Consider the following 25,086-nt stretch of genomic DNA (forward strand, 5'->3'; position numbering starts at 1 on the left):
CACGCGGCACGGGCGTGCCGCGTGGATCAGACATTGAGGCCTATCTGGCCAGAGGTATTGAACGTGAGCAAACGACAGATCCATCTCGGCGCGATGATCCATGGTGTCGGCCACGGCTGGGGCGAGTGGCGGCACCCCGAGGCACTGGCCGACGCCAGCGTCAATTTCGCTTACTACAAGCAACAGGCACAACTGGCGGAGGCTGCGAAGTTCGACTTCGCCTTCATCGCCGACAGCCTGCACATCCACGCCCGCTCCAGCCCGCATTACCTCAACCGCTTCGAGCCGCTGACCATTCTCTCGGCGCTGGCAGCTGTGACCTCCCGCATCGGCCTGGTGGCCACCGTCACGGTCAGCTACACCGAGCCTTTCCAGGTCGCCCGGCAGTTCGCCTCGCTGGACCTGATCAGCGGCGGTCGTGCCGGCTGGAACGTGGTCACCTCATGGCTCTCGGGCACCGCTGACAACTTCGGCAAGGATCAACACCCTCCGCATGCCGTGCGCTACCGCATCGCCCGTGAACATGTCGAAGTCGTCCAGGGCCTGTGGGACTCGTGGGAAGACGACGCCTTCACCCGCGACAAACAGACCGGCGAGTTCTTCGACCCGGCCAAGCTGCACACCCTGGGCCACCAAGGCGAGTTCTTCAAGGTCAAGGGCCCGCTGAACATCCAGCGCTCACCCCAGGGCCAACCGCTGATCTTCCAGGCCGGGGTGTCGGAGGACGGGCGCAACTTCGCCGCGCAGAAGGCCGACGCGATCTTCGTCAACCCCGAGTCGTTCAGTGATGCCTGCGCTTATTACCAGGACCTGAAACAACGCGCCGCGGGCCATGGCCGCGACCCGGAGCAACTGTTCATCCTGCCGGGTATCCGCCCCATCGTCGGCCGCGATGAAGCCGAGGTCGAGTGCCGCTACCAGCAGGCCGTAGACCTGGTGAGCATCGAAGACGCGCTGGTCGCCCTGGGCCGGCCATTCAACGACTATGACTTCAGCCGGCACGACCTGGATGCACCGTTCCCCGACCTGGGCAGCCTCGGCGACAACAGCCACAAGGGCACCGCCGACCAGCTGAAACAGCTGGCCCGCGACGAGGGCCTGAGCCTGCGCGAGATTGCCTTGCGCTTCTCGCGCCCGCGACGGGACTTCACAGGGACCCCAGAGCAAGTTGCCGATGCCTTGCAAGGCTGGTTCGAGGGCGGCGCCGCCGATGGTTTCATCATCAACGCGTTGCTGCCCGATGGCCTGCAGTACTTCACCGAGCTGGTGGTCCCCCTGCTGCAGGCGCGCGGCCTGGTGCGCAGCGAGTACACCGGCAGCACGTTGCGCGACAGCTTCGGCCTGGGCGTACCGAGCAACCGCAATACCCAACGTCGCCTCCAGGCCGCCGTCGCCTGACCGCCGCCCCTTGAAAAGGAGTTCCACCGCATGACCCTCGAATTCATTGGCCTCATCGGCCCCCAGGAAAGCAGTGAATCCCAGGCTCCGCGGGGCCCGCTGGTTGACCTGGATTTCATCAAGGCGTTCGCCCAGGCCCAGGAATACGCCGGGTTCGACAAGGCCCTGCTGGCGGTCAACACCAGTGCGCCGGACTCGATGATCCTGGCCAGCTACGTCGCTGCACTGACCGAGCGCATCGGCCTGCTGGTGGCACACCGCCCCGGCTTCCAGGCCCCGACCTTCGCCGCCCGCCAGTTCGCCACGCTCGACCAGCTCAGCCGTGGCCGAGCCTCGATCAACGTGATCACCGGCGGCGACAGCGGCGACCTGCAACGCGACGGCGACTTCCTCGACAAGGATGCCCGCTACGCCCGCACCGACGAATACCTGGAGGTGCTGCACAATACCTGGACGCAGACCACGCCGTTCGACCACCACGGAACGCATTACCGGGTGGAAGACAACCTGACCCTGGTCAAACCCGTGGGCAAGCTGCCGGTGTACTTCTCCGGCGCCTCGGACGCGGCAGTGGAAGTCGCGGCCAGGCACGCCGATGTCTACATGATGTGGGGTGAGCCGCTGGCGCAAGTGCGCGAGCGCATTGCCCAGGTGCGCAAGGCCGCTGCCCGCTACGGGCGGGAGAACCATATCCGCTTCAGCCTGTCGCTGCGGCCGATCCTCGGTGCAACGGAAGAACAAGCCTGGGCGCGGGCCGAGCGCATCCTGGCCGAGGCCCGGCAACGCATCGGCATTCGCCAGGGCAACCGCCGCGAGAAGAACTTCGGCAAGAGCAACGCCGGTTCCGAACGCCTGGTGCAACTGGCCAGCCAGCGCAAGGTGCATGACACCCGGCTGTGGACCGAGATCGCCGCCCTGGGCGGCGGCGCCGGCAACTCCACCTCGCTGGTGGGCACGCCCGAGCAGGTGGCCGAGGCCGCGCTGGCTTACTACGAACTGGGCGTGAGCACCTTCCTGTTCCGCGGGTTCGAACAATTGCGCGACGCCGTAGAGTACGGGCAGGAGCTGATTCCGCGGATTCGCCAGCGGGTCGAGCAGTTCGAGGCGCAGCGCGCGAGCCGCACGGGCTAGAACGCCAGCGCCCGTCCGAGCGTCGCCCAGGCGGCGCTCGCTTCATGTTTCAGCATAAATACCCAACGGCAGCAAAAATCAGCGTTGCGCATTTTTCAATAAGACAATTATCAGATATATACATAATTAAGTTAGAACCAAAAAGACTTTCACATCAATCTGAAAGTCCATTAGGTTCTACATACCGACCCCGACATGGCGGAGGCAAATGGATTTGTGCCAGCCACCGTCGAGCCTTTCACCAGGGCAGCCCAACCGTTGCGCACATCCGGACCCAACCTTTTCGGAGCATGCGACATGGGATTGTCCCGTAGAGACCTGATCACCCGCCTCGCCGCCATTGGCGGCTATTCGGCAGCCCTCGGCGCGCTGGGGCACAATGCCCTGGCCGCCACCTTCCAACCCCTGCAACTGGCTGCCAATGGCGGCAATGGCAAGCGCGTAGTGATAGTCGGTGCCGGCATCTCCGGCCTGGTATCCGCCTACGAACTGCGCAAGGCCGGCTTTGCCGTCACCGTGCTGGAAGCACGCGAACGCGTTGGCGGCCGGGTCTGGACCCTGCGCCAGGGCGACCGCATCGAACACAACGACGGCAGCTCGCAAACCGTCGAGTTCGACCCGGGGCACTTCTTCAACGCCGGCGCGGCACGCCTGCCCAGCCATCACCTGACCATCCTGGGCTACTGCCGTGAGCTGGGCGTGGAGTTGCAGGTGCTGGTCAACAGCAGCCGCAATGCCCTGGCCCAGCCGGACCTGGCCCGCCCGCCGCTGCTGCTGCGCCAGGCGGTCAACGACACCCGCGGGCACTTCAGCGAGCTGCTGGCGCGCAGCATCAACCGCAACAGCCTCGATGCCGACCTCAGCAGCAGCCAGCGCAAGGCCTTGCTGGCGTTCCTCAAGGTCTATGGCGACCTCGACAGCCAGCAGCAGTACCGCGGTTCGGTGCGCGCTGGCTACACACGCTTTGCCGGTGCCGGCGACCAGACGCCAATCCAGCGCCAGCCGGTGCCGCTGGAGCAATTGCTGGACAGCAACCTGCTGCTGCCCCTGGTATTCGACGAGATCCCCGAGTTCTCCTCGACCATGTTCCAGCCCGTTGGCGGCATGGACCAGATCCCCAAGGCGTTCTACCGCCAGGTCAAGGACAGCGTACGCCTGGGCGCTGAAGTGCTGGCGCTGGACACCGGCACCACCGGCGCCAGGGTGACCTGGCGCGACCGCAAGAGTGGCCAGCAGCATGTCGAGCACGCCGACTACGCCATCGTCACCTTGCCGCTGCCGTTGCTGGCCAAGCTGCCGAACAACTTCGACCACGCCTTCAGGCAAGCCATTGCCAGCGTCGAAGGCGACAAGGCCAACAAGGTCGCCTGGCAATCACCGCGCTTCTGGGAAACCGATTTCCAGATCTACGGCGGGCTCAGCTACATCAACCATGAGGCGCGCACCTTGTGGTACCCCAGCGATCACCTCAACAGCGCCCAGGGCGTACTGGTCGCAACCTACAACACCGGCGAGGTGGCCCGGCAGTTTGCCGCCAAGTCGCTGCAGGCGCAGGTGGCCTCGTCGCGCCAGGCCGTGGAGTCGCTGCACCCCGGCCACAGCCACAAGCTTGGCCGGCCGGTGGTGGTGAACTGGTCGAAGATCCCGTTCAGCGAAGCCCCGTGGATCGTCCATGACGAAGTCGCACAGCCGGGCTACGACCTGCTCAACCAGCCCCAGGGCCGCACCTGGTTGGCCAGCGATGCCTTGGCCCATGGTGGCGTGGGCATCTGGCAGAACAGCGCAGCCGAATCCGCCCGCCGGGTGGTCGCGCTGATCGCCCGCCATGCCAGCCAGCCCACCCGCGGCGTCGCCGCCTGACCTGCAAGGAACCTTGCCCATGCCTCGTCTTCTCCTGCTTGCCGGAGTGCTCATGTCGCTCAGCCTCAACGCCAACGCCGACCCCATCACACGGATCGCGCCGCCCGGCTCGAATTTTCCCATCTCGCAACTGGTCACGGTACCGGCCGGCAGCCAGCTGACGTTCGTCAGTGGCACCCTGCCGGATGTCGTCGACCCCAACGCGCCCAAGGGCAGCACGGCCGCACTGGGCAACACCGAAACCCAGACCCGCTCGGTGCTGAACAAGCTGCGCACGGCGCTGCAGCGCCAAGGCCTGGACCTGGGCGACATCGTCCAGTTGCGGGTGTTCCTGGTAGGCGACCCGGCCAACGGCGGCGCACTCGACTTCGCCGGTCTGCAGGCGGCCTACACCGAGTTCTTCGCCACTGCCGAACAACCCCGCACCCCGACCCGCACGGCCATCCAGGTGGTGGCCCTGCCGCTGCCGGGCGCGCTGGTGGAAATCGACGCGATCGCGGCCAAGGCGCCGTGAGCGCTCCCGGCCTGGCCGAGGAACCCGCCGCCCAGGCCCTCGGCACGGTGATCGTCACCGGCAACCGGGGTAGCGAGAAACGCACCGTCACCAGCAGCCCGGTACCAATCGACGTGATCAGCGCCAGGCAACTGCAGGAAACCGGCAAGCCCGGCCTGATGGAAGCCCTCAGTGCCAGCGTGCCGTCGCTGACCCTGCCGGAGAAGACCGGCTGGGACGCCAGCGGCATGGCCCGCGCACCGAACCTGCGCGGGCTCAATGCCGCCCAGGTGCTGGTGCTGGTCAACGGCAAGCGCCGCCACACCAGCGCCACCCTGAACATCAGCGGCATCAACGCCGGCGCGGCGCCCAGCGACCTCGACCTCATCCCCATCGCGGCCATCGACCATGTCGAAGTGCTGCGTGACGGCGCCGCTGCCCAGTACGGCTCCGACGCCATCGCCGGGGTGATCAACGTGATCCTCAAGGCCGACACCCGTGGCACGGCGGTGAGTAGCGTCGGCCAAGGCTACGACGGCAAGAAACAGACCGTGCAGCAGAACCTGAACAAAGGCTTCGAGATCGGCCGCGACGGTGTCGTCCAGCTGGCCCTGGACGCCCGCAGCCAGAACGACGACAACAAGGCCAGCGCCAACGGCTACAGCCAGGCCGAAGCCCTGGACCGGGCCGGCAAGGTCACCTACGGCGGCTATGGCACGCCGAAGATCAACCTGCTGACCCTGGGCTACAACGCCGAACTGCCGCTGCAGGACGACCTCACCCTCTACTCGTTCAGCACCTGGTCCTACCGCAAGGCCGAGCAAGGCCAGAACTTCCGCCTGCCGACCATCGTCAACACCATCACCACCGGGCCCAACGGCCGCCCTGCCGGCTATACGCCTACCTGGTACATCGAAGAGTACGACTACCAGGCGGCGTTCGGCGCCAGGGGCCTGGGCGCTGAGTGGGACTGGGACCTGTCCAGCACCTACGGGCGCAACCAGGCCGAACAAGGCACCTGGAACAACCAGAACCCGTCCCTGGGCGAGGCCACGCCCGACCATTTCGAGTCCGGCACCTGGGTCAGCTCGCAGCTGACCAGCAACCTCGACCTGCGGCGCAGCTTCGAGGTCGGCCTGGCCAGGCCCCTGGACGTCTCCTGGGGCCTCGAGCAGCGCCGCGATACCTACCAGGTCCAGGCCGGCGACTGGGCCAGCTGGGCCGACGGCGGTTTTTGTGTGGCGCCTGGCAACTGCGCAGCTTCAGGCGCCCAGGTCACCAACGGCATCTCGCCTGCCGAAGCCAGCAGTGCCAGCCGCAACAGCTACGCCGGCTACCTGGATGTCGGTTTCAACCCGCTACCCCAGTGGTACTGGGGCGCGGCCCTGCGCTACGAGCACTATGACCGCGGCATCGGCGCCACCCGCAGCGGCAAGCTGACCACGCGCTACGCGTTGACCCCCGAACTGGCCGTGCGGGCCACTGTGAGTAACGGCTTCCGCGCCCCGTCGCTGGCCAACAGCCTGTTCAGCGCGCGCTCCACCACCTACGGCGTGGTCGATGGCGTATACCAGTCGATCAACTACGGCGTGCTGCCGGTGGACTCTGCCGCGGCCCAGGCCCTGGGCGCCGAGCCGCTGAAACCGGAAAAATCCACCAACTACAGCCTTGGCCTGGCCTGGCAGCCGAGCGAGCGCCTGGCCTTCACCGCCGATGCCTACCTGATCAACGTGCGCGACCGCATCACCCTGACCGGCACCCTGCTCGGCCCGGAAGTGACCCAGGCCCTGCTGGCCAACGGCATCGACTCGACCTCGGGCGGCCAGTACTTCACCAACGGTGCCAGCACCCGCACCAAAGGCCTGGACCTGGTGGGCAGTTATGACCAGGACCTGGGCAGTGCCGGGAGCGTGAAGTGGACGGCAGCCTTCAACTGGAACGACACCGAGATCCTCGCCTACAAGGACAGCGTGAGCATCCTCGGGACCGCATACGAGCTGATGAACCGCCAGGCGCGCAACCTGCTGACCGAGGTGCAGCCGCACACCAAGCTGATCCTCGGCGGCAACTGGCGGCTGGACCGCTACCGGGTCAACCTGGGGCTGACCCGCTACGGCTCGTGGCGCGAGGTGAATGCGGCCAACGACCGCTCGCTGGACCGCGAGTACAAGGCGCGCTGGATCACTGACCTGGATGTGGGCTACCAGCTGACCAAGGACCTGGAGCTGGCGATCGGGGCGCGCAACCTGTTCGACGTGTACCCCGAGCGCCAGGCGCCAAGCAGCAAGACCATGGTCAAGGGGTACGGCGTGTATTCGCCGTACGGCTTCACCGGGGGGTACTACTTCGGGCGGCTGACCTACACCTTCTGAGGCAGTCGGGGCTGCTGTTGCGGCCCCGACGACCTAGCGGCTGAAGCGCGGGATCGGCAGCCCCAGGCTGTCACGCAAGGTAGTCCCCTCATAGGCAGTACGATAGACCCCGCGCGCCTGCAACAGCGGCACCACCTCCTGGGTAAACCGGCGAAACTGTCCCGGATGGCCAATGTAGATATTGAAACCATCCAGCGCCCGCGCCTCGAACCACTCAGTCATCTTCGCCGCCACCGTTTCAGCCGAGCCCACGAAAGCGCCCGGTCGCAACTGACGGCCGAACTCGACCGCCTGGCGCAAGCTGAAGCCCTTGGCCAGCGCCTGGTCGGCGATACGCTTGGCGTTGGTGAAGAAACTGCTGCGCGCATATTCCAGGCTTTGCTGGGGGAACGGCGTGTCCAGGTCGTACTGGCTGAAATCATGCCAGCCAAAATTGCGCCCGAACTCCTTCAGCGCCAGTTCGAAGCTGTGGTCGACCTGGTGGTAGTGGCGTTCGATCTCACGGGCATGCTCGTCGTTATCGCCCACATAGATCTCCGCCCCCGGCAGCACCAGCAGTTGCTCCGGATCGCGCCCCAGGCGCGCGGCACGGGCCTTGATGTCGCGGTAGAAGGCCTGACCCTGCTCGATACTGGCGGCATGGGTGAACACCACGTCGGCAGTGGCGGCGCCGAGGTCGCGGCCCTGCTCGGAATCGCCGGCCTGGAAAATCACCGGCTGCCCCTGGGGCGAACGCTGGATGTTCAACGGGCCGACCACCGAGAAGTGCGGCCCCTTGTGGTCGAGGGCGTGCAGCTTCGCCGGGTCGAGGAAGCGACCGCTGGCCCGGTCACGAGGGAAGGCATCGTCTTCATAGGAATTCCACAGGCCTTGCACGACCTGCACATGTTCCTCGGCCCGGGCGTAGCGGGTGTCGTAGTCGTAATGCTCGTCCAGCCCGTAGTTGCCGGCGGTGCCGGCATCGCCGCTGGTGACCACGTTCCAGCCCGCGCGGCCCTTGCTGATCAGGTCCAGCGAGGCCAGCCGGCGGGCGACGTTGAACGGTGCGTTGTAGGAGGTGGTAAGCGTACCGACCAGGCCCAGGTGACGGGTACTGACCGCCAGCGCCGAGAGCAGGGTCAGCGGCTCCAGGCGGTTGAGGTAGTGCGACGGTGAGCCCGGGGTGATGAACTGGCTGTCGACGATGAATATCAGGTCGAACAGTGCCGCCTCTGCCTGGCGTGCGATGTCGATGTACCAGTCGATGTTGACGCTGGCGTCGGCTGGCAGCTCGGGATCAAGCCACAGGTTATGTCGGCCCGGGCCACCGCAGCCCATGGTCAGGGCGCCGAGTTTGATCTGTCGTTTGCTCACGGGAAATCCTTTCAATGGCTGCTGGAATCGGCCGCCTGGAAGGCCGCGCCAAACGAGTTGTCGAACAGCTCTGCGGCTGGGTAGGCCTTGATCAGGCCGAGCCCGGCGAAGAAGTCCACGGTCTTCTGCGCGTCGACGATCACCTGCGGGTTCAACGGCGCCAGGTCGGTGCGGGCGCGGGCGAACCAGGCACGGGCGATGTCGCGGTCGGCGCGGGTGCGCTGGGCCCAGGCATCGGCGTAGGCCTCGGTATTGGCCGGGTTGTCCAGGGCCCAGTCGCGGGCCTTTTTCAGGCGCTGCAGGAAGTCGGCGATCTGGGCACGCTTGTTCTCCACGGCTTTGCTGTTGGCCACCACGAAACTCTGCGCCGGGATCACCCCTTCGGCGGTGGCCAGCACCCGGGCGCCCTGGCGCTCCTGCTGGGTGACATAAGGCTCCCAGGTGGCGATCACGTCCACCGCACCGCCATCCAGGGCGTGGGAAGCATCCAGGGCACTGAGGTAGCGCAGCTCAAGGTCATCGCGCGGCACACCCGCCTTGTCCAGGGCGCTGAACAGCAGTTGCTGGCTCCACGAGCCTTTCCAGATCGCCGCGCGCTTGCCGCGCAGGTCCTGCAGGCTGTGAATCGGCGAATCCTTGCGCGCCAGGATGGCCACGCCTTCGAGGTTCTGCCGGCTGACCGCGATCACCTTGATCGGCGCCCCCAGGGCCCCGAGGAATAACGGCGGAGCATCACCGAGCAGGCCGATGTCGAGGCTGCCGACGTTGAGTGCCTCGGCCACCGGCGAACCTGCGGTGAACTGCTTCCACTCCAGGGTATAGGGCAGGTTGTCGAGCACGCCGGCCGCTTCCATCACCGCACGGGCATTGTAGCTCTGGTCACCGACTACCAGGCTCTGGGCAGCGGCGGCAAGGCTGAAGGTGGTGGCCAGCAGCGTGGCGGCCAAATGTTTGATGTAGCGCACGTTCGTCTCCGGATACCCGCCTGGGGTATGTGAGGCGATCCGCGCGTGCGGTCTCGTCCAGGGTTTATTTATAGCCTTAAGGCATTGATTTAGCGTTTTTTATAATTTAAAGCGTGTTCGCCGGCCTGTGAAATGCGCATTAGGCATAACCTCATGCTTGCGACCGGCACCATTTCAAAACAGAACAGCACCAGTGTAAATGCGATTTTTGCATATTAGCTTATTATCATTTTGCATTTTGAGAATAGAGAGGAGGTTTGCTAGGGTGACTTCAAACCCGAAAGCCGAGCCTGCCCCATGACCCAGAACCTGCGCCCGGAGCGCTTGCGTCATTTCATAGACCGCTTCGCCGCGTTGCTCGACCAGCAACCTGACGAGGCCACCCTGCTCGACCATGGCCAGCAACTGCTGGCCGAACTGCTCGCCGAGGACGACTGGTTGCCGGGCGAGCTTGCCCAACCCGATCCGCAGCGCTACCAGCAATACCTGTTGCATTGCGACTCGCGCCAACGCTTTTCAGTGGTGAGCTTCGTCTGGGGCCCCGGGCAACAAACCCCCATCCACGACCACCGGGTCTGGGGCCTGATCGGCATGCTGCGCGGCGCCGAGCTCGCCCAGGGCTTCGCCCGCGACGCGCAGGGCGCGCTGCGGCCCGAGGGCGCGGCGGTGCGCCTGGCGCCGGGCCAGGTGGAAGCGGTGTCGCCGCGTATCGGCGACATTCATCAAGTCAGCAATGCCTTCAGCGACCAGGTTTCGATCAGCATCCACGTCTACGGCGGCAACATCGGCGCGGTCAAGCGCGCCGTATACGCCGTGGACGGCAGCGAGAAACCGTTCATTTCCGGCTACTCCAACACCCACCTGCCCAACATCTGGGACCTGTCCAGCGAGAACCCTGCCCGATGAGCACCGTCACCACCCGCCACTACCACGACATCCGCCACGCCCTGCTGGCCCGGGAGGAACTGGCCCTGATCGACGTGCGCGAAGAAGACCCGTTCGCCCAGGACCACCCACTCTTCGCCGCCAACATTCCGCTGTCGAAACTGGAGCTGGAGGTGCTCGCCCGGGTGCCGCGGGCAGATACCGCCATCACCGTCTACGACAATGGCGAAGGCCTCGCTGCCGTGGCCGCGCAACGCCTGTTGGCGCTGGGCTACAGCGACGTCGCCCTACTCGAAGGCGGCCTTGCCGGCTGGCGCGCCGCCGGTGGCGAGCTGTTCCGCGACGTCAACGTGCCCAGCAAGGCCTTTGGCGAACTGGTAGAGAGCGTGCGCCACACGCCGTCGCTGGCCGCCGAGCAGGTGCAGGCGCTGCTGGATGAAAAGGCTGACGTGGTAGTGCTGGATGCCCGCCGTTTCGACGAATACCAGACCATGAGCATTCCGGGCGGCATCAGCGTGCCCGGCGCCGAACTGGTGCTGCGCGTGGCCGAACTGGCGCCGGACCCTAACACCCAGGTGATCGTCAACTGTGCCGGGCGTACCCGCAGCATCATCGGTACCCAGTCCCTGGTCAACGCCGGCATCCCCAACCCGGTGGCGGCCCTGCGCAACGGCACCATCGGCTGGACCCTGGCCGGCCAGCAACTGGCCCACGGTCAGCAGCGGCGCTTCAGCGAAGTCGGCGCCGGCACCCGTGCCAATGCGGCGCGCCAGGCCCGAACAGTGGCCGACCGTGCCGGGGTCCTGCGCCTGGAGCGCGCCGGGCTGGCGCAATGGCAGGCCGAAGCCGGCCGCACCACCTACCTGTTCGACGTGCGCACGCCCGAGGAATACAGCACCGGGCACCTGCCTGGCAGCCGCTCGGTACCGGGTGGTCAGCTGGTGCAGGAAACCGACCATGTGGCAAGCGTGCGCGGGGCGCGCATCGTGCTGGTGGATGACGACGGTGTACGCGCCAACATGAGCGCCTCGTGGCTGGCACAGATGGGCTGGCAAGTGGCGGTGCTCGATGGCCTGGTCGCGGCGGACTTCAGCGCGACTGGCGAATGGCAGCCAGCGCTGCCGGAATTGCCCGCAGTCAGCGCGGTGAGTGTCGAACAACTGGCCAGCTGGCTGCAGGAGGACGGCACCGTGCTGCTCGATTTCACCACCAGCGCCAACTACGTCAAGCGCCATATCCCCGGTGCCCACTGGGCAATCCGCGCCCAGTTGGGGCAAGCGCTGGAACGCCTGCCCCAGGCCAGCCGCTTCGTGCTGACCTGTGGCAGCAGCCTGCTGGCGCGCTTTGCCGCGCGCGATCTGCAGGCCCTGACGCGAACCCCGGTGTACGTGCTCGAAGGTGGCACCGCACGCTGGATCGCGGCCGGGCAACCGCTGGAAACCGGCGAAACGCGGCTTGCCGTTCCACGCAGCGATCGCTACCGGCGCCCGTACGAGGGCACAGACAATCCCCGCGAGGCGATGCAGGGGTATCTGGATTGGGAGTTTGGGCTGATTGCCCAACTCGAGCGTGACGGCACCCATGGGTTCAAGGTGCTGTGAGCCTGGACAAGTGTTCACCTGGGCGGATGTAGCGCCGATGAGACCGAGCGCCGCGCGGGCGGCGCTCGGTCTCATCGGCAACGAAGATCTTGAGCCAAACACTAGGACAGCCCGCTAGGGGTCGAAAGCTGTCATGCGCAACCGTCCGCTCTACGGCGCATTTTATCTACTTGAAACCGCTCGTGAGGGCAGCCGGGTTTTACTGACGTGTATCGTTCCGGCCGTTCCGTGCAGCGATTTGCCTGTCAAGACTTGATGGCATATAGCCATCAATTGATAATCGTGCTTTCTCCCCCTCACGCAAGGACCTGCCGTGAAGAAGCGCTACCTGACCCTCCTCCCCCTCTGTGCTCTGTTACTGCAGGGGTGTGGTGTGACCATGGCCCGTTATGAGCCCAACTTCCAGAACGTTCAACAGCTCAAGCAGAATGCGCCACTGCAGCCGGTGCAAGAGGCCCAGGTTGCAGCTGACGCCGGCCAGGACTCGCTCATGGTTCGTCTGAACCCGATCTCTTCACCCGAAGGTAGCGTTCCCCTGCACATTCAAGCCGCGATCAATGACGAACTCCGTCATGCCGGCCTGCTTGATCCGCGCGCCGTTCGACAGCTACAAATCCAATTGATCAAGAGTCAACTCAATTCTGGTGTAGCCAACGGCCATGGTGAGCTGGCCGCTCACTTCACTGTGCGCAAGGGTGATGTGGTGTTGTATGAAACCACGAAACAGGTGCAGCAGGACTGGAACAGCAGCTTTTTCGGCCCGATCGCCATACCCGCTGCAGCGAACAACTACAACCCGATGCTGCAAAACCTGCTCAAGACCCTTTATACCGACCCGCAGTTCATCCAGGCCTTGAAATAAACACGGAAATAGAGCCGCAGTCGCGGCTCATTTCTCACCGCCTCAGCTGCGTGGGACAGGTGTATCGACAGCGGAGTACTTCAGGCGATTGCTCTCGAACCAGTCCTTCAGCAGTGCATTCACCTGCCGATTGAAAGTATCGGTAACCGCTGCTTTCGGGGTGTTACCTACGAGTGGCAGGAACCAGATTCCCATCCACGTATTGATCGCGTCATGGTTGCTGCTCTTGCCAAGCGACTGACCACGGTCGTCCAAGGTTTCCAGGCTCATGGTGTATTGGTCTGTTGCCAATGCCGGAATGATCGTGAACGTGAAACCACTGATGAAGGCGAGCACCATCTGCCCACCACCAGGCGCATGGTTGTAGACCTTGAGCCGAAGGTTGTAATCGCCAGGTTGCTTCTCGAACTCATCAAAGGTCACATGGCCAAAAAGGCCTGATTCGTTGAACGCACGCTTGAGCTCTGGTTTCAACATGTCTCGAGCTTGCGGTACTTCATTGGCGCTACTGGGATCGCCCTGAAAAAAGTCAAAATCCACATAGACGTTCGGCTTGTTCGCGTAGCTGGCCATCGACGGCAGTTCCACAGGCGCTACCTCATCCTTGGTGAAGCTCGCGCATCCACCGAGGCTGACAGCCAAGGCAAGCCCCAGGAATTTTACAAATCGCATTTCATCTTCCTTGCAAGATCAATAAGTTGCTTCACATGAAGTCGATGCGGATTCTAGAGGGATTTCGTTGATTGCAAAAGGCCATCACTGTTGCCGAGCATTGGCTTTGCGATTGCGCCTGATCACGCGAGCACCACTGAAACGTGGCTGAAATGCGCTGACGAAGCCATGTACCCGTCAAGCAAGGGCACGGGTGTCTGCGCGCCTACAGGCCGCTCCCACAAGCACTAGAAATCCACCTTCCCCCGCCCCGCCTTGACCGTGCTGCGCCTGGCTTTCCCCTCGAGGCGGCGGGTCTTCGAGCCGAGGGTCGGTTTGGTGGGGCGGCGTTTCTTCTCGGTCTTGCCGGCAGCGATGATCAACTCGGCAAGACGCGCCAATGCGTCGGCCCGGTTCTGCTCCTGGGTGCGGTACTGCTGCGCCTTGATGATCAACACGCCGTCGCCAGTGATGCGACTGTCACGCAGCGCCAGCAGCCGCTCCTTGTAGAACTCGGGCAAGGATGAGGCCGGGATGTCGAAGCGCAGGTGCACAGCGCTGGACACCTTGTTGACATTCTGCCCACCCGCGCCCTGCGCGCGAATGTAGCTCAGTTCGATTTCGGCATCTGGCAGATGTACGTTATTGGAGATGATCAGCATGGCATGGCCCCTGGGAATCGCCCCCATTATCGCCGCCTTCGTCGCGGTCCCATAGCACAACACAAGATTCTTTGAATCAGCATGTGGAATTCAGTTGCAATGATGTCCCGCACCGCTCGTCGTACCAACTGCAGATTGAAACCAACACGCCGGGGCCAGGCCTCTCGAACCGGTATGAATGTTCTCAACTGCAGGAGCTTCTACCATGCGAGACTTCCCTACCCCGCCGTTTCCTTCTCAGCCTCAGAGTGTCCCTGGCTCACAGCGCAAGATGGAGCCCCATCCGGATTGTGGTGAGCAGTCGTACACCGGCCACAATCGCCTCGAAGGCAAGATTGCACTGATTACCGGAGCAGACAGCGGCATCGGACGGGCAGTAGCGATTGCCTATGCCCGTGAAGGTGCCGACGTCGCCATCGCTTATCTGAATGAACATGAAGACGCGCAAGAAACCGCACGCTGGGTCGAAGCCGCAGGCCGTCAATGCCTGCTTTTACCCGGAGACCTGGCGCAGAAACAGCACTGCTACGACATTGTCGAAAAGACAGTGAGCCAGTTCGGGCGTATCGACATCCTGGTCAACAACGCGGCATTTCAGATGGCCCATGAGTCCCTGGAAGAGATTGACGATGATGAATGGGTGAAGACCTTCGATACCAATATCACCGCCATCTTCCGTATCTGCCAGGCGGCACTGCCTTCCATGCCCAAGGGCAGTTCGATCATCAATACGAGCTCGGTCAATTCCGACGATCCGTCCCCCAGCCTGCTGGCCTATGCCGCGACCAAAGGGGCCATTGCCAACTTCACTGCTGGCCTGGCTCAGCTGCTTGGCAAGAAAGGCATTCGGGTCAACAGCGTCGCGCCAGGCCCTATCTGGACGCCTTTGATTCCGGCAACCATGCCGGACGAGGCCGTCAGGAACTTTGGCTCCAGCTATCCGATGGGGCGACCGGGGCAGCCGGTCGAAGTCGCGCCGATCTACGTGCTGCTGGGCTCCGACGAGGCCAGTTACATCAGTGGCTCGCGTTACGCAGTGACTGGCGGCAAACCGATCCTTTAGCGACGATCCTGGGCGAAAGGCTCGCCCTCTGGCGAGCCTTTCGCTTTTGCATGGCAGTATCAGCGTTTGTGCTGAACGTGATCACGGGCCGTTTTCTGCGCTGTCGAATCATGGGCTGTACCCGTGGATCCATCCGGACGATGGGCATCGTTGTCTCGTTCCTCTTCCCCATGCGGCTTCGTCTGCGCGCCTGCCTTCTGCCTGTCACTCTCTTTCTTCATCTTGCGCTCCGGAATTTCAGCCTTTGAACAAGGGAAGCCCGAGCGCGGACAAAGTTCATTTTTCTCTAAGGAGAACCAGACGCCGGATAGCCGTGTCGGAATCAGAACAGGTGATATCGAAGGCACACCGATGGAAAGAGAACCGGTAGAGGCTCAACAGGGTGCAGCTCAGCGAGATGAGGGTGGATGGTTGCCCCTGGAGCAGTATGCTGCGCTCGGCGATGGGCGCTCTGTGGCACTGACTGGCCTGGACGGTTCCATCGACTGGTGGTGTGTGCCGCACATGGACTCACCACCCCTGTTCGACAAGCTGCTGGCTCCGCAAACAGGAGGCTACTTTTCCATTACCCCCAACCAGCCGTTCGTTGCTGAGCGGCGCTACCTGCCAGGCAGCAACGTCCTCGAGACACGCTTCACGACCGACGACGGTCGTGCGCGGCTGACCGAGTCCTTGAACAGTGGCCCTGCCGGGCGTTTGCCCTGGGCCGAACTTGCCAGGCGCATCGAAGGTATCGAGGGTAGGGTCGACTTCGAGATCGCCATCGACTTCGGAACCCAAGCCGACACGGTAAGCCCCTACGTGGCGCCGAATGACAATGCCTGCGTTTTTCATGCGGGCCGAATACTCGGCATGTTCCTGCACGACCATCATGTGCACATCCAACGCAAGGACGACATGGGCGTCCGTGCTGTACTTCGCCTTGCTGCGGGGCAACGCTCAGTGGTCGCAATCATCGCGGGGCGTGATGAGCCGCTGGTGGTACCGCCATTGGCCCTGATCGATGAACGCATCGACGGCTCGCATCGGGAGTGGTGCCAATGGTCAAGGGGGCTGCTCTACGACGGCCCGTATCAGGCCCAGGTCATCCGAAATGCGCTGGCCCTCAAACTGCTGCTGTCCTCTCCGAGTGGTTCGATCATGGCGGCAGCGACCTCGTCCCTTCCCGAACGGATTGGCGGCGGCAAGAACTACGACTACCGCTTCGCCTGGATACGCGATGCCGGCTACACCATCGAAGCGTTTCTGGGCATCGGCGCTCAGCCAGAAGCCAAGGCTGCTTTTACCTGGCTATTGCGCCGGCTGGATGAACATGGGCCGCGGGTGTTCTATACCCTCGACGGTGCGATCGGTGATTGCCTGCGCCCGGTCGCTCTGCCTGGCTACAAGAACTCGCCACCCGTTGTCGGCAACGACGCCCGCGACCAACTTCAACACGGGGTGTTCGGTGACATCTTCGAAACAGCGCGCTGCTTCATCGACAGCGGCAACATTCTCGATGCCCCGAGCGCCATGCTCCTCTCAGGCCTTGCCGACCAGTGCGCCGACGGTTGGCGCCAGCAGGACGCCGGTATCTGGGAATTGCCGGAAAAGCAGCACTACACGATGTCCAAGATCAGTTGCTGGCAAGCCTTGAGCCGAGCCATCGAACTGGCAGATGGAGGCCATCTTCCCACCACCTGCCGGGAACGCTGGGATCGCGAGCGGCAGCGTATCCAGGAATGGATTGAGGTGCACTGCTGGAATGAGGAACGCCAGGCCTATGTTTTCCATCCACACAGCGCGCGGCTGGATGCCTCGCTGGCATTGGCCGTCAGGTTCGGCTACCCCAGCACGAAACGTCTACGCAGCACGCTGGACGCCCTCGACCATGATCTCAAAGCCGGCGCTTTCCACTATCGCTACACCGATGCACAGGGAGAGGAAGGTTGCTTCCTGGCCTGCACATTCTGGTTGATCGAAGCCTGGGCCATTCTGGGTGACCAGGATCGCGCGGTGGCCGCCTATTCAGACGCTTTGAAAGGGCTAGCACACGGGGTAGGCATCTACTCGGAGATGGTCGATCCGCAGACGGGGCAGTATCTGGGCAACCTTCCGCAGGGCTTGACTCACCTGGCGGCCCTAAGAGCTGCGATGGCCATCGGTGGCTACCATCCCGAAAGGTGATAACGCACGCGGCTGGCGACAGTATCAACTGGATGCCGCCTCACATGTCCCCAGCAGCACAGCGAGCCCGAACCAGAGGCCTGGACGCTGCAAATCAACGCGGGCGCCAGCATTCAGATTTTCAGCAAAACGCGGAAAGTCTTCCGGCAATCGCCTTGTTTTTCAGAAAACGCCCAACGGCTAGCCTGTCACCACTTCTCACCTGCAAGGACACCTCCGAATGAAAGCCATCGTCTACGACACCCCAGGCCTTCCGATTGAAGACTCGCAGTCGCTGTTCGAGCACGAACTGCCCAAGCCGACGCCGGGCGCCAGGGATCTGCTGGTCGAAGTCAAGGCCATCGCGGTCAACCCGGTCGACACCAAGGTCAGAGCCAGCCGTGGCGGCGACCGCCCTCAAGTGTTGGGTTGGGATGCAGTGGGTATCGTTCGCGAAGTCGGCGCCGAGGTATCGTTGTTCCAGCCTGGCGACGAAGTGTTCTATGCCGGCGCAATCGATCGCCCTGGTACCTACAGCGAGTTTCACCTGGTCGACGAGCGCATCGTCGGGCACAAGCCGCGTACGCTGGACAACGCCAGCGCCGCCGCCTTGCCATTGACCTCCATCACTGCCTGGGAGCTGCTGTTCGACCGCCTGGGTGTAGAGGAAAATGGCGGTGCCGGTCAGAGCCTGCTGATCATCGGCGCCAGCGGCGGTGTCGGCTCGATCCTGCTGCAGCTCGCCCGCAAGCTCACCCAGCTCCAGGTGATCGGCAGCGCTTCGCGCCCTGAAACCCAGGCATGGGTCACTGAGCTCGGCGCGCATCACGTCATCGACCATTCGGCAGCCATCGCCCCGCAACTGCAGCAACTCGGGCTGCACCCGGTGGACTACGTGATAAGCCTGACCCACACCGACAGCTACCTGGCGCAGATCGTCGAAGTATTGCGCCCGCAAGGCAAGCTCGCACTGATCGACGACCCGGCGCAACTGGATGTGGTGCCGTTCAAGCGCAAGTCGCTGTCCGTGCATTGGGAGCTGATGTTCACCCGCTCGCTGTACCAGACCGAAGACATGATCAAGCAGCACCAACTGCTGGAAAAGATATCGTCACTGATCGACGACGGGGTTATCCGCACTACCGTTGGCGAACATTTCGGCAGCATCAGTGCCAGCAACCTCAAACGGGCCCACGCGCTGATCGAAAGCGGCAAGGCGAAAGGCAAGATTGTCCTGGAAGGCTTCTGATCATTCATCCACACAAGGACTGGACAATGAACGCATGGTTCAAGATGGCTGGCCTGGCACTGGCCGTCACTCTCAATGGTGTGGCGCTCGCCGACAGTGCCAGCGGCAGCGGGGCACGCCTCGAACGCGTCTACGCCTTCAACGGGGCGATGCCGACCGGCGTGACGGTGAGCGAAACGGGGCGGATATTCGTGAACTTCCCAAGATGGGGTGATGACGTTCCGTACACGGTGGCAGAAGTCGCTCAAGGGCGATTGGTGCCCTACCCAGACCTGCAGACCAATGTGGCTGACCTTGCGCATCCGGCAAAAAACTTCATCAGTGTGCAAAGCGTGGTGGCCGACGGCAAAGGCCGTGTCTGGGTTCTCGACACGGCTGCGCCGAAGTTCGCCCAACCCACACGGGGTGGCGCGAAACTGGTCGCCATCGACCTGGCCACCAACAAGCCTGTGAAGACGGTGGTATTCCCCGATTCGGTGATCCTGCCGAGCACCTATGTGAACGATGTCCGCTTCGATTTTAGGGTGGGTGGTGAAGGTACAGCCTATGTCACGGACTCTTCGGTCAGCGGCCCGGGCGGGATCATTGTCGTCGATCTTGCCAGCGGCAATGCCGTACGGCGCCTGAACGGCGCCAAGTCCACTTCGGCGGACCCTGCATTCGTTCCGGTCGTGGAAGGCAAACCGGCACGGGTCACGCGTAACGCCAGAGGCGAGGCTGGTCTGTTGAGCGTGGCTTCCGACGGTATCGCACTTTCCAGCGACGGCCAGACCCTCTACTTCTGCCCGTTGTCGAGTCGACATCTTTACTCAGTGCCCACGCAGTTGTTGCGCGATCCATCAATAAGCGACGCCGAGCTTGAACAAGCGGTTGTCGACCTGGGTGAGAAAGGTGCTTCGGACGGACTTGAAGCCGATGCCAATGGCGCTGTCTATGCTGGCGATTACGAACATAACGCTATTCGCAAACGCCACGCCGACGGCAGCTGGCAGACCCTGGTCGAGGATTCCCGGGTGCTTTGGCCGGATACCTTGTCCATCGGCCCGGATGGATACCTTTACTTCACCGCCAACCAACTGCATCGGTCGGCAGGCTTCAACGACGGGCAAGACAAACGCGTGAAGCCCTATAGCCTGATGCGGGTGAAGGTCGACGCCGGGCCCGCCCGGACGTATTGACACGGCGCCATGGCGTGACGGGGCCACCAGCCCCGTCATCCTCCTCCGTTACCCGCCAGGAGTTGCTCGAAACGCTCCGCCAGGAACGCCCTCAGCGCCTGGACAGCGGGCGTGAGCGATGTCCGGTGAGCGCACACCAGCTGCAAGGGCGCGGGCTGACCGTAATCACCAGGGAACAGCTCGATCAGGCGCCCTGCACGCAGGTCCGCCAGAACGTCCAGCCTGGATTTGTAGACGATGCCAAATCCTGCAACGCCCCAGCGCCTTACGATATCGGCGTCGTCGCTGACGCGATCACCGGTCACGGGGATGGTCCTGAGTCCGTCGTGCGTATCGAAGCTCCATCGCTCGTAGGTCTGTTCGCCCATCACATAGCGCAGGCAGTTGTGCCTGGCCAGATCTTCCAGAGTGGCTGGCGCGCCATGTCGAGCGATATAGGCGGGTGAAGCGCAAGCCGTTCGGCGATTTTCCGCAGCAAGCATCAGCGCGACAAGGCTGGAATCGGCAAGCTGGCCGTAGCGGATACTCGCATCCAGCTGCTGGCCGACAAGGTCAGCCACCTGATCGCTGACCCGCAGTTGCAACAGCAACCTGGGGTGCAATTGCTGGAACGCGTCAAGCCAGGGCAAGAGCACATTTCTGCCGATATCCGAAGGCATCGACAAGCGCAGCACGCCGGCGATTTCATCGCGCCCTTCGGTCAGGGCAACCTCACCATTACCCAGTGCCTCCAGGGCCTGGCAAGCATGGGCCAGGTAGCGCTCGCCATCGTCCGACAGGCGCAAACGCCGCGTGGAACGCACGAACAGCCTGGCGCCCAGGCTGCCCTCCAGACGCTGGACGGCCCCGCTGGCCAGTGCTGGCGAGATATCCAGCAACCTGGCCGCTGCCGAGAAACTTCCTGCAGAGGCTGTGGTGACGAAGACCTGAAGGTCATCAACCCGAACTATTTTCTTCACAGTACATTGCCACCGAGTGCTTGAGCCACGAGGGGAACATCAGAAACGTGCCGGTTGCCGGCGTTATGGTCGTACTGCATGCAGTAGTCAGGCAACCCTCGAAATCATCCGTTGCCCCTGGCTCCCGTCTTCTGAAGCAGTGCCACGACTTGCTCGGCAGTGGCCTTGGCAGATTGTGGATTCTGGCCCGTCACCAAGCGGCCATCGACAACCACCTTGGAAGTAAATGGCAAGAATGCCTTTTCGTAATGCGCCCCGCGACGTTTCATCGCTTGCTCGGCGTTGTACGGGACCTTGCCCGCAACGCCCGCCAGCATTTCTTCGATCCAGGCATAGCCAGTCAGCCGGCGTCCCTCCACCAGAAGACGACCGTCAGACAGCCGGGTATTCAACAACCCACAATACCCATGGCAAACCGAGGAGACGACGCCACCACGCTCATAGATCTCGCGCGTCAGCCGCTGCAGGCCCTCGTCTTCGGGGAAGTCCCACATCACCGCATGGCCACCGGTAAAGTAGATGGCGTCGAAGTCTGCTGCCACCAGCATCTGCGGGCTCGAGGTGTTGGCAAGCCGTGCCATTGCCGCCGGGTTGTTCAACCAGGCTTTGCCCGTGCTATCGAGCAAAGGCCACTTGAGCGAGCGAGGCTCGAGTGGCGACTTGCCACCCAGCGGGCTCACCAGCTGCTGTTCATAGCCGCTGTCAGCGAACACATGCCAGGCATGCGTCAATTCACTCAGCCACAACCCCGTGGGATGGCTCGGGTCACTGTAATGGGCAACATTGGTGACGACGTGCAGGATGCGTTTGGTCATGCCTAGATACCTGATCGTTGAGGGATGGGGCCAAGCATCGCCCTCGTAAGGGCGAACAGTTCCTCGTCATAAGCGTTGAACACGGGCGACAAGCCATCAGGTCGGTTGATCACGCAGCAAACCGTCAAGCAAGGTGGTCAAGGCATCCTCGATGGCATGCTCGCCGACCTTCGCCGGCAGCAACCGGCCATCGATCGCAAGCAGGGTCAAGCCATGCAGGTGCGCCCAGCTTGCGGTCGCCTGTCCCAAGGCGGAGCGGGCGCGGATGGTGCCTTCCGCCTGCCCGCGCTCGAGTACCTCGATCACCAGGTAGAACGGCGCCTGGGCTCGCGGATCGACATGGATCTGCGCCGGGTCTCCGGCCTGGGTCGAGAACATCAACCGGTACAAGTCCGGATTGTCCTGGCCAAACGCCAGGTAGGCATAGGCCATGGCCTGCAAACGCTGCGGGGCTGACATCGTCGGCAGCATCGCGTCCTGCATCGCCGCGTTCAGTCGCTCGAAACCCAATAACGCCAGCTCATGCAGCAGCGCGCCCTTGTCTGGAAAATGCCGATACGGGGCCGAGTGGCTCACCTGGGCTCGCCGGGCTATTTCGCGCAGGGTGAATTGCCAACCCTGCTGTTCTTTCAGGGTCGCCAGCGCGGTGTCGATGATGGTCCGACGCAAGTCGCCGTGGTGGTAGGGCTTTGCCTCGCAGATTTCATCGGATGACATACGGCTCTCACCTCATGTTGACAGTGAACACATTGTCTTCCTAAGATCGCCGCGAATCAAGTTTACAGTGTCTACATTGCAAAACCCTGAGAGGTGCAAGATGACCATTGCCGCAATACCCAACCCTGCGATCGATGCCGCAACCATCCTTGAACAGCAGCGCCGCGCGTTTCTCGACGACGGGCCACCCGGCATTGCGCAACGCAAGGCCAGCTTGCGCAAGTTACGCGCGGCAGTGCTAGCCCATCGTCGCGATGTAGAGGAAGCAATCAACGCCGATTTCGGCAACCGCTCAAGGCACGAAACCGACATCATGGAACTGCTTGGCGTGGTCCAGTCCATCGATTACCTATTACGGCACCTGCGTCGCTTCATGAAGCCCGAGCGTCGTCACGTCGCCGCGTTTCACCGTACCGGCCGCGCCTATGTGGAGTACCAGCCCAAAGGCGTGATCGGCGTCATGGCGCCGTGGAACTACCCGATCGCGTTGACCTTCATCCCCTTGGCTACCGCCCTGGCGGCTGGCAATCGGGTGATGATCAAGCCCTCCGAGCTGACGCCACGCACCAGCGAGCTGATTCAGCGCATGCTGGCGGCCAGTTTTGGCGTCGATGAGGTGGCGGTGATACTCGGCGGCCCTGAGATAGGTGCACGCTTCAGCGCCCTTCCCTTCGACCACCTGTTGTTCACCGGTAGTACCCAGGTTGGCCGGATGGTGATGCGCGCTGCCAGTGACCATCTGGTGCCACTTACCCTCGAACTGGGCGGCAAGAGCCCTGTGGTCGTGGCCCCGGGGCATGCCGTTCGTAGCACCGTCGAGAGCATTGTCTTCGGCAAGCTGACCAACGCAGGCCAGACCTGCGTGGCACCTGACTACGCCCTGGTCCATGAAGATGACCTGGATGCATTCATTTCCCAGTACCGCGCGGCTGTCGCCCGTGGTTACCCGCAAGGCCCGACCAGCCCGGACTACACCTCCATCGTCAGTGACAGGCATTACACCCGCTTGCAGGCGCTGATCGAAGACGCGCGTACCAGCGGTGCCCAGATCATCGAGGCGGGCGTGATGCCAGAGCGCGCGGCGCAGCGACCGCGGACACTGGCACCGGTACTCATCGTGGGCGCTGGTGACGATACGGCGGTCATGCGCGAGGAAATCTTCGGGCCTCTGCTACCCGTGCGCACCTATCGCTCGCTCGACCAAGCGATCGGCTACATCAACGCCAGGCCACGCCCCCTGGCGCTCTACTACTTCGGCAAGGTGGGGGCCGACAGCGAAGCGCTACTCAAGTGCACCACCTCCGGCAACGTCGGCATCAACAACACCCTGATGCACGTCGCTGTGGACGACCTGCCGTTCGGCGGCGTAGGCCCCAGTGGCATGGGCGCCTACCACGGCATCGAGGGTTTTCGCGCCATGAGCCATGCCAAGGGCGTGTTCGTCCAGGGGCGCTGGAACCTGCCGAGGCTGCTGCGCGCACCTTTCGGCAAGCTGGTCGAGTTGGCCCTCGCCTTTACCCTGCGGCCACGTCCGTAACGGCATGCCCGGTGGCAGAAAAGCCGGCCCATTGGCGCCTTGACATTAAAGTTAAGTTAAACGTTAAGGTGCCAGTGCAAGGTACATCCAGTTCGGCGCCAAGCGCGATGCCTGGGCGCATTCATCAATGCGTAATGCAATTCACCGGAGAGACTGAAACGTGAAACTCGGAACCGTCGCTGCTGTGGCAGGTGCCCTAATGACGCCCGTTGCCAACCCCACCCTGGCCGACCCTGGCGGCATCCCCGGGCCTGTCGAAACCACTGTCATTGATATCGCAGGCCACCCGGTACCCGTGGTCAAAGATGGCTTGTACGACCGCTACCGCTCCAACCCGCCGCTGTCGGTGATCCAGACCGAAGCCCCAGGCATGGACCTCAGTTGGTTCAAGAGCCTGGAAAAGGCCAAGGTCGACATGGGTTTCGAATCCTACTCGCCTAACTTCTATTACAAGAACAGCAGGGTTACCGCCGTATACACGGCAGACCTTGATCGCCTGCGTGCGTTGATGCCCGCCGAAGTGCTCGACCAGGTGCAACCCCTGCAGGTCTGGCCTGGCCGCGGCCTAGTAGCGTTCACCGCCTACACCTACGACTATTGCGACAACGACAGCTACAACGAGATTGCCTTGTCGATCATCACCAACAAGCCAGGCAAGTCCAATCTCGGGCCGTTCAGCTTGATCGGCCAGTCCCTGTCCAAGGACTTCTGGGGTTATGTGCTCAAGTTGCCGGTAAATACCGAGCTTGCCCGTGTCCGTGGTGTGGTCGGCTACAACCTGCCGAAGTGGCTGACGCAGATCAACCGCCGAGAGGATGCAGCGACCGTGGCCTATGACATCGCCGATGCCCAGACGGGCAAAATCGACGTCATCTTCAAGGCCAAAAAACTCGACGACGTATCCACTGAAGCCGGCCTGGTAACCAACAGCTTTACCAACCTCGACCACGCGGGCCGGCTGAGCTATGGCTATGCAACGTCTCGGCAGACCCGCCACGGGTCAAGCATGAGCGCAGGCTCGGCACACCTGGAGCTCGGCGACGGGAGCCTGTCGACCTACATCCGTTCCTTGAAGTTGGGCAAGATGGTCAAATACGAATACGTACCTGAATTCCAGAGCGCCCTCTATGCGCCGAAGCCGCTCGCAAGTTTGAATACCGCTGACTGAATGCTGTATCAGCGCCGGCCCT

The 25,086-nt window shown here is 63.0% G+C and carries 21 protein-coding genes; 14 read left to right on the top strand and 7 right to left on the bottom strand.

The annotated features are described in order from the left end of the window. Positions 1 to 63 precede the first annotated feature (63 nt). The 5 genes from ACLEJP_RS04560 to ACLEJP_RS04580 all read left to right on the top strand — a co-directional run bounded on the left by ACLEJP_RS04560 (position 64) and on the right by ACLEJP_RS04580 (position 7,254). Positions 64 to 1,398, top strand: a complete 1,335-nt coding sequence (locus ACLEJP_RS04560) for an LLM class flavin-dependent oxidoreductase (RefSeq protein ID WP_440804677.1) — start codon at positions 64 to 66, stop codon at positions 1,396 to 1,398. Between the two features lie 30 nt (positions 1,399 to 1,428). Further along, positions 1,429 to 2,529, top strand: coding sequence for an LLM class flavin-dependent oxidoreductase (locus ACLEJP_RS04565; RefSeq protein ID WP_440804678.1), 1,101 nt, complete (start codon positions 1,429 to 1,431; stop codon positions 2,527 to 2,529). A 297-nt stretch (positions 2,530 to 2,826) separates the two neighbouring features. After that, positions 2,827 to 4,389: a flavin monoamine oxidase family protein gene (locus tag ACLEJP_RS04570; RefSeq protein ID WP_440804679.1), complete on the top strand. Its 1,563-nt coding sequence runs from the start codon at positions 2,827 to 2,829 to the stop codon at positions 4,387 to 4,389. A gap of 19 nt (positions 4,390 to 4,408) precedes the next feature. Then, complete coding sequence (locus ACLEJP_RS04575) at positions 4,409 to 4,903, top strand: RidA family protein (protein WP_440804680.1); 495 nt, start codon at positions 4,409 to 4,411, stop codon at positions 4,901 to 4,903. Continuing rightward, positions 4,900 to 7,254: a TonB-dependent receptor plug domain-containing protein gene (locus tag ACLEJP_RS04580; RefSeq protein ID WP_440804681.1), complete on the top strand. Its 2,355-nt coding sequence runs from the start codon at positions 4,900 to 4,902 to the stop codon at positions 7,252 to 7,254. The genes ACLEJP_RS04575 and ACLEJP_RS04580 overlap by 4 nt, the downstream gene beginning before the upstream one ends. Before the next feature lie 33 nt (positions 7,255 to 7,287). Here ACLEJP_RS04580 and ACLEJP_RS04585 read toward each other — a convergent pair whose 3' ends face one another. Both ACLEJP_RS04585 and ACLEJP_RS04590 read right to left on the bottom strand, forming a co-directional pair. Then, on the bottom strand, positions 7,288 to 8,607 hold the full coding sequence (locus ACLEJP_RS04585; protein ID WP_440804682.1) for an LLM class flavin-dependent oxidoreductase: 1,320 nt from the start codon (positions 8,605 to 8,607) through the stop codon (positions 7,288 to 7,290). 11 nt (positions 8,608 to 8,618) lie between these two features. Continuing rightward, positions 8,619 to 9,572: an ABC transporter substrate-binding protein gene (locus ACLEJP_RS04590; RefSeq protein WP_440804683.1), complete on the bottom strand. Its 954-nt coding sequence runs from the start codon at positions 9,570 to 9,572 to the stop codon at positions 8,619 to 8,621. A gap of 297 nt (positions 9,573 to 9,869) precedes the next feature. Between ACLEJP_RS04590 and ACLEJP_RS04595 the strand changes: the two genes are divergently transcribed. From ACLEJP_RS04595 to ACLEJP_RS04605, 3 genes are all read left to right on the top strand, one after another. Next, a complete protein-coding gene (locus ACLEJP_RS04595) occupies positions 9,870 to 10,478 on the top strand; it encodes a cysteine dioxygenase (protein WP_440804684.1) in 609 nt (202 codons plus the stop codon). After that, complete coding sequence (locus tag ACLEJP_RS04600; RefSeq protein WP_440804685.1) at positions 10,475 to 12,058, top strand: rhodanese-related sulfurtransferase; 1,584 nt, start codon at positions 10,475 to 10,477, stop codon at positions 12,056 to 12,058. Before ACLEJP_RS04595 ends, ACLEJP_RS04600 begins: the two co-directional genes overlap by 4 nt. Before the next feature lie 313 nt (positions 12,059 to 12,371). Then, positions 12,372 to 12,920 (top strand): hypothetical protein, encoded by a 549-nt coding sequence (locus tag ACLEJP_RS04605; protein ID WP_440804686.1) that lies wholly within the window; start codon positions 12,372 to 12,374, stop codon positions 12,918 to 12,920. A 42-nt stretch (positions 12,921 to 12,962) separates the two neighbouring features. On the opposite strand, the gene ACLEJP_RS04610 is transcribed toward ACLEJP_RS04605, so the two are convergent. Next, the gene (locus tag ACLEJP_RS04610; RefSeq protein WP_440804687.1) at positions 12,963 to 13,592 is read right to left on the bottom strand and encodes a hypothetical protein; all 630 of its coding nucleotides are present in this window, start codon (positions 13,590 to 13,592) and stop codon (positions 12,963 to 12,965) included. Positions 13,593 to 13,819: 227 nt separating this feature from the next. Beyond that, positions 13,820 to 14,233 (bottom strand): alternative ribosome rescue aminoacyl-tRNA hydrolase ArfB, encoded by a 414-nt coding sequence (gene arfB / locus ACLEJP_RS04615; protein ID WP_170029778.1) that lies wholly within the window; start codon positions 14,231 to 14,233, stop codon positions 13,820 to 13,822. A 205-nt stretch (positions 14,234 to 14,438) separates the two neighbouring features. On the opposite strand from arfB, the gene ACLEJP_RS04620 reads away from it, so the two are divergent. The 4 genes from ACLEJP_RS04620 (at position 14,439) to ACLEJP_RS04635 (ending at position 19,868) form a co-directional block, all read left to right on the top strand. Continuing rightward, on the top strand, positions 14,439 to 15,296 hold the full coding sequence (locus ACLEJP_RS04620) for an SDR family oxidoreductase (protein ID WP_170029777.1): 858 nt from the start codon (positions 14,439 to 14,441) through the stop codon (positions 15,294 to 15,296). 411 nt (positions 15,297 to 15,707) lie between these two features. Further along, positions 15,708 to 17,462 carry a glycoside hydrolase family 15 protein gene (locus tag ACLEJP_RS04625; RefSeq protein WP_440804710.1) on the top strand — a complete coding sequence of 585 codons (1,755 nt, stop codon included), beginning with the start codon at positions 15,708 to 15,710 and terminating at the stop codon, positions 17,460 to 17,462. Between the two features lie 220 nt (positions 17,463 to 17,682). Next, positions 17,683 to 18,690, top strand: a complete 1,008-nt coding sequence (locus ACLEJP_RS04630; protein WP_440804688.1) for a zinc-binding alcohol dehydrogenase family protein — start codon at positions 17,683 to 17,685, stop codon at positions 18,688 to 18,690. 26 nt (positions 18,691 to 18,716) lie between these two features. Further along, a complete protein-coding gene (locus ACLEJP_RS04635) occupies positions 18,717 to 19,868 on the top strand; it encodes an L-dopachrome tautomerase-related protein (RefSeq protein WP_440804689.1) in 1,152 nt (383 codons plus the stop codon). Positions 19,869 to 19,903: 35 nt separating this feature from the next. On the opposite strand, the gene ACLEJP_RS04640 is transcribed toward ACLEJP_RS04635, so the two are convergent. The 3 genes from ACLEJP_RS04640 to ACLEJP_RS04650 form a co-directional block, all read right to left on the bottom strand. Then, a complete protein-coding gene (locus ACLEJP_RS04640) occupies positions 19,904 to 20,818 on the bottom strand; it encodes a LysR substrate-binding domain-containing protein (RefSeq protein ID WP_440804711.1) in 915 nt (304 codons plus the stop codon). A 113-nt stretch (positions 20,819 to 20,931) separates the two neighbouring features. Then, complete coding sequence (locus ACLEJP_RS04645; RefSeq protein WP_440804690.1) at positions 20,932 to 21,642, bottom strand: type 1 glutamine amidotransferase domain-containing protein; 711 nt, start codon at positions 21,640 to 21,642, stop codon at positions 20,932 to 20,934. Positions 21,643 to 21,738: 96 nt separating this feature from the next. Next, positions 21,739 to 22,359, bottom strand: a complete 621-nt coding sequence (locus tag ACLEJP_RS04650) for a TetR/AcrR family transcriptional regulator (protein ID WP_440804691.1) — start codon at positions 22,357 to 22,359, stop codon at positions 21,739 to 21,741. Positions 22,360 to 22,459: 100 nt separating this feature from the next. On the opposite strand from ACLEJP_RS04650, the gene ACLEJP_RS04655 reads away from it, so the two are divergent. Beyond that, positions 22,460 to 23,896: a coniferyl aldehyde dehydrogenase gene (locus ACLEJP_RS04655; RefSeq protein ID WP_440804692.1), complete on the top strand. Its 1,437-nt coding sequence runs from the start codon at positions 22,460 to 22,462 to the stop codon at positions 23,894 to 23,896. Between the two features lie 199 nt (positions 23,897 to 24,095). Beyond that, a complete protein-coding gene (locus ACLEJP_RS04660; protein ID WP_440804693.1) occupies positions 24,096 to 25,064 on the top strand; it encodes an acetoacetate decarboxylase (ADC) in 969 nt (322 codons plus the stop codon). Positions 25,065 to 25,086 lie beyond the last annotated feature (22 nt).

This window comes from Pseudomonas sp. SMV7 (genome assembly GCF_052041995.1).
In the GTDB taxonomy this organism is placed as follows: domain Bacteria; phylum Pseudomonadota; class Gammaproteobacteria; order Pseudomonadales; family Pseudomonadaceae; genus Aquipseudomonas.

What these genes read in the sequence shown, in the direction of transcription:
- ACLEJP_RS04565 (WP_440804678.1), top strand. Translation starts at nt 1,429, where the DNA reads ATGACCCTCGAATTCATTGGCCTCATCGGCCCCCAGGAAAGCAGTGAA.
- ACLEJP_RS04570 (WP_440804679.1), top strand. Translation starts at nt 2,827, where the DNA reads ATGGGATTGTCCCGTAGAGACCTGATCACCCGCCTCGCCGCCATTGGC.
- ACLEJP_RS04575 (WP_440804680.1), top strand. Translation starts at nt 4,409, where the DNA reads ATGCCTCGTCTTCTCCTGCTTGCCGGAGTGCTCATGTCGCTCAGCCTC.
- ACLEJP_RS04595 (WP_440804684.1), top strand. Translation starts at nt 9,870, where the DNA reads ATGACCCAGAACCTGCGCCCGGAGCGCTTGCGTCATTTCATAGACCGC.
- ACLEJP_RS04600 (WP_440804685.1), top strand. Translation starts at nt 10,475, where the DNA reads ATGAGCACCGTCACCACCCGCCACTACCACGACATCCGCCACGCCCTG.
- ACLEJP_RS04610 (WP_440804687.1), bottom strand. Translation starts at nt 13,592, where the DNA reads ATGCGATTTGTAAAATTCCTGGGGCTTGCCTTGGCTGTCAGCCTCGGT.
- arfB (WP_170029778.1), bottom strand. Translation starts at nt 14,233, where the DNA reads ATGCTGATCATCTCCAATAACGTACATCTGCCAGATGCCGAAATCGAA.
- ACLEJP_RS04620 (WP_170029777.1), top strand. Translation starts at nt 14,439, where the DNA reads ATGCGAGACTTCCCTACCCCGCCGTTTCCTTCTCAGCCTCAGAGTGTC.
- ACLEJP_RS04630 (WP_440804688.1), top strand. Translation starts at nt 17,683, where the DNA reads ATGAAAGCCATCGTCTACGACACCCCAGGCCTTCCGATTGAAGACTCG.
- ACLEJP_RS04635 (WP_440804689.1), top strand. Translation starts at nt 18,717, where the DNA reads ATGAACGCATGGTTCAAGATGGCTGGCCTGGCACTGGCCGTCACTCTC.
- ACLEJP_RS04645 (WP_440804690.1), bottom strand. Translation starts at nt 21,642, where the DNA reads ATGACCAAACGCATCCTGCACGTCGTCACCAATGTTGCCCATTACAGT.
- ACLEJP_RS04650 (WP_440804691.1), bottom strand. Translation starts at nt 22,359, where the DNA reads ATGTCATCCGATGAAATCTGCGAGGCAAAGCCCTACCACCACGGCGAC.
- ACLEJP_RS04655 (WP_440804692.1), top strand. Translation starts at nt 22,460, where the DNA reads ATGACCATTGCCGCAATACCCAACCCTGCGATCGATGCCGCAACCATC.
- ACLEJP_RS04660 (WP_440804693.1), top strand. Translation starts at nt 24,096, where the DNA reads ATGACGCCCGTTGCCAACCCCACCCTGGCCGACCCTGGCGGCATCCCC.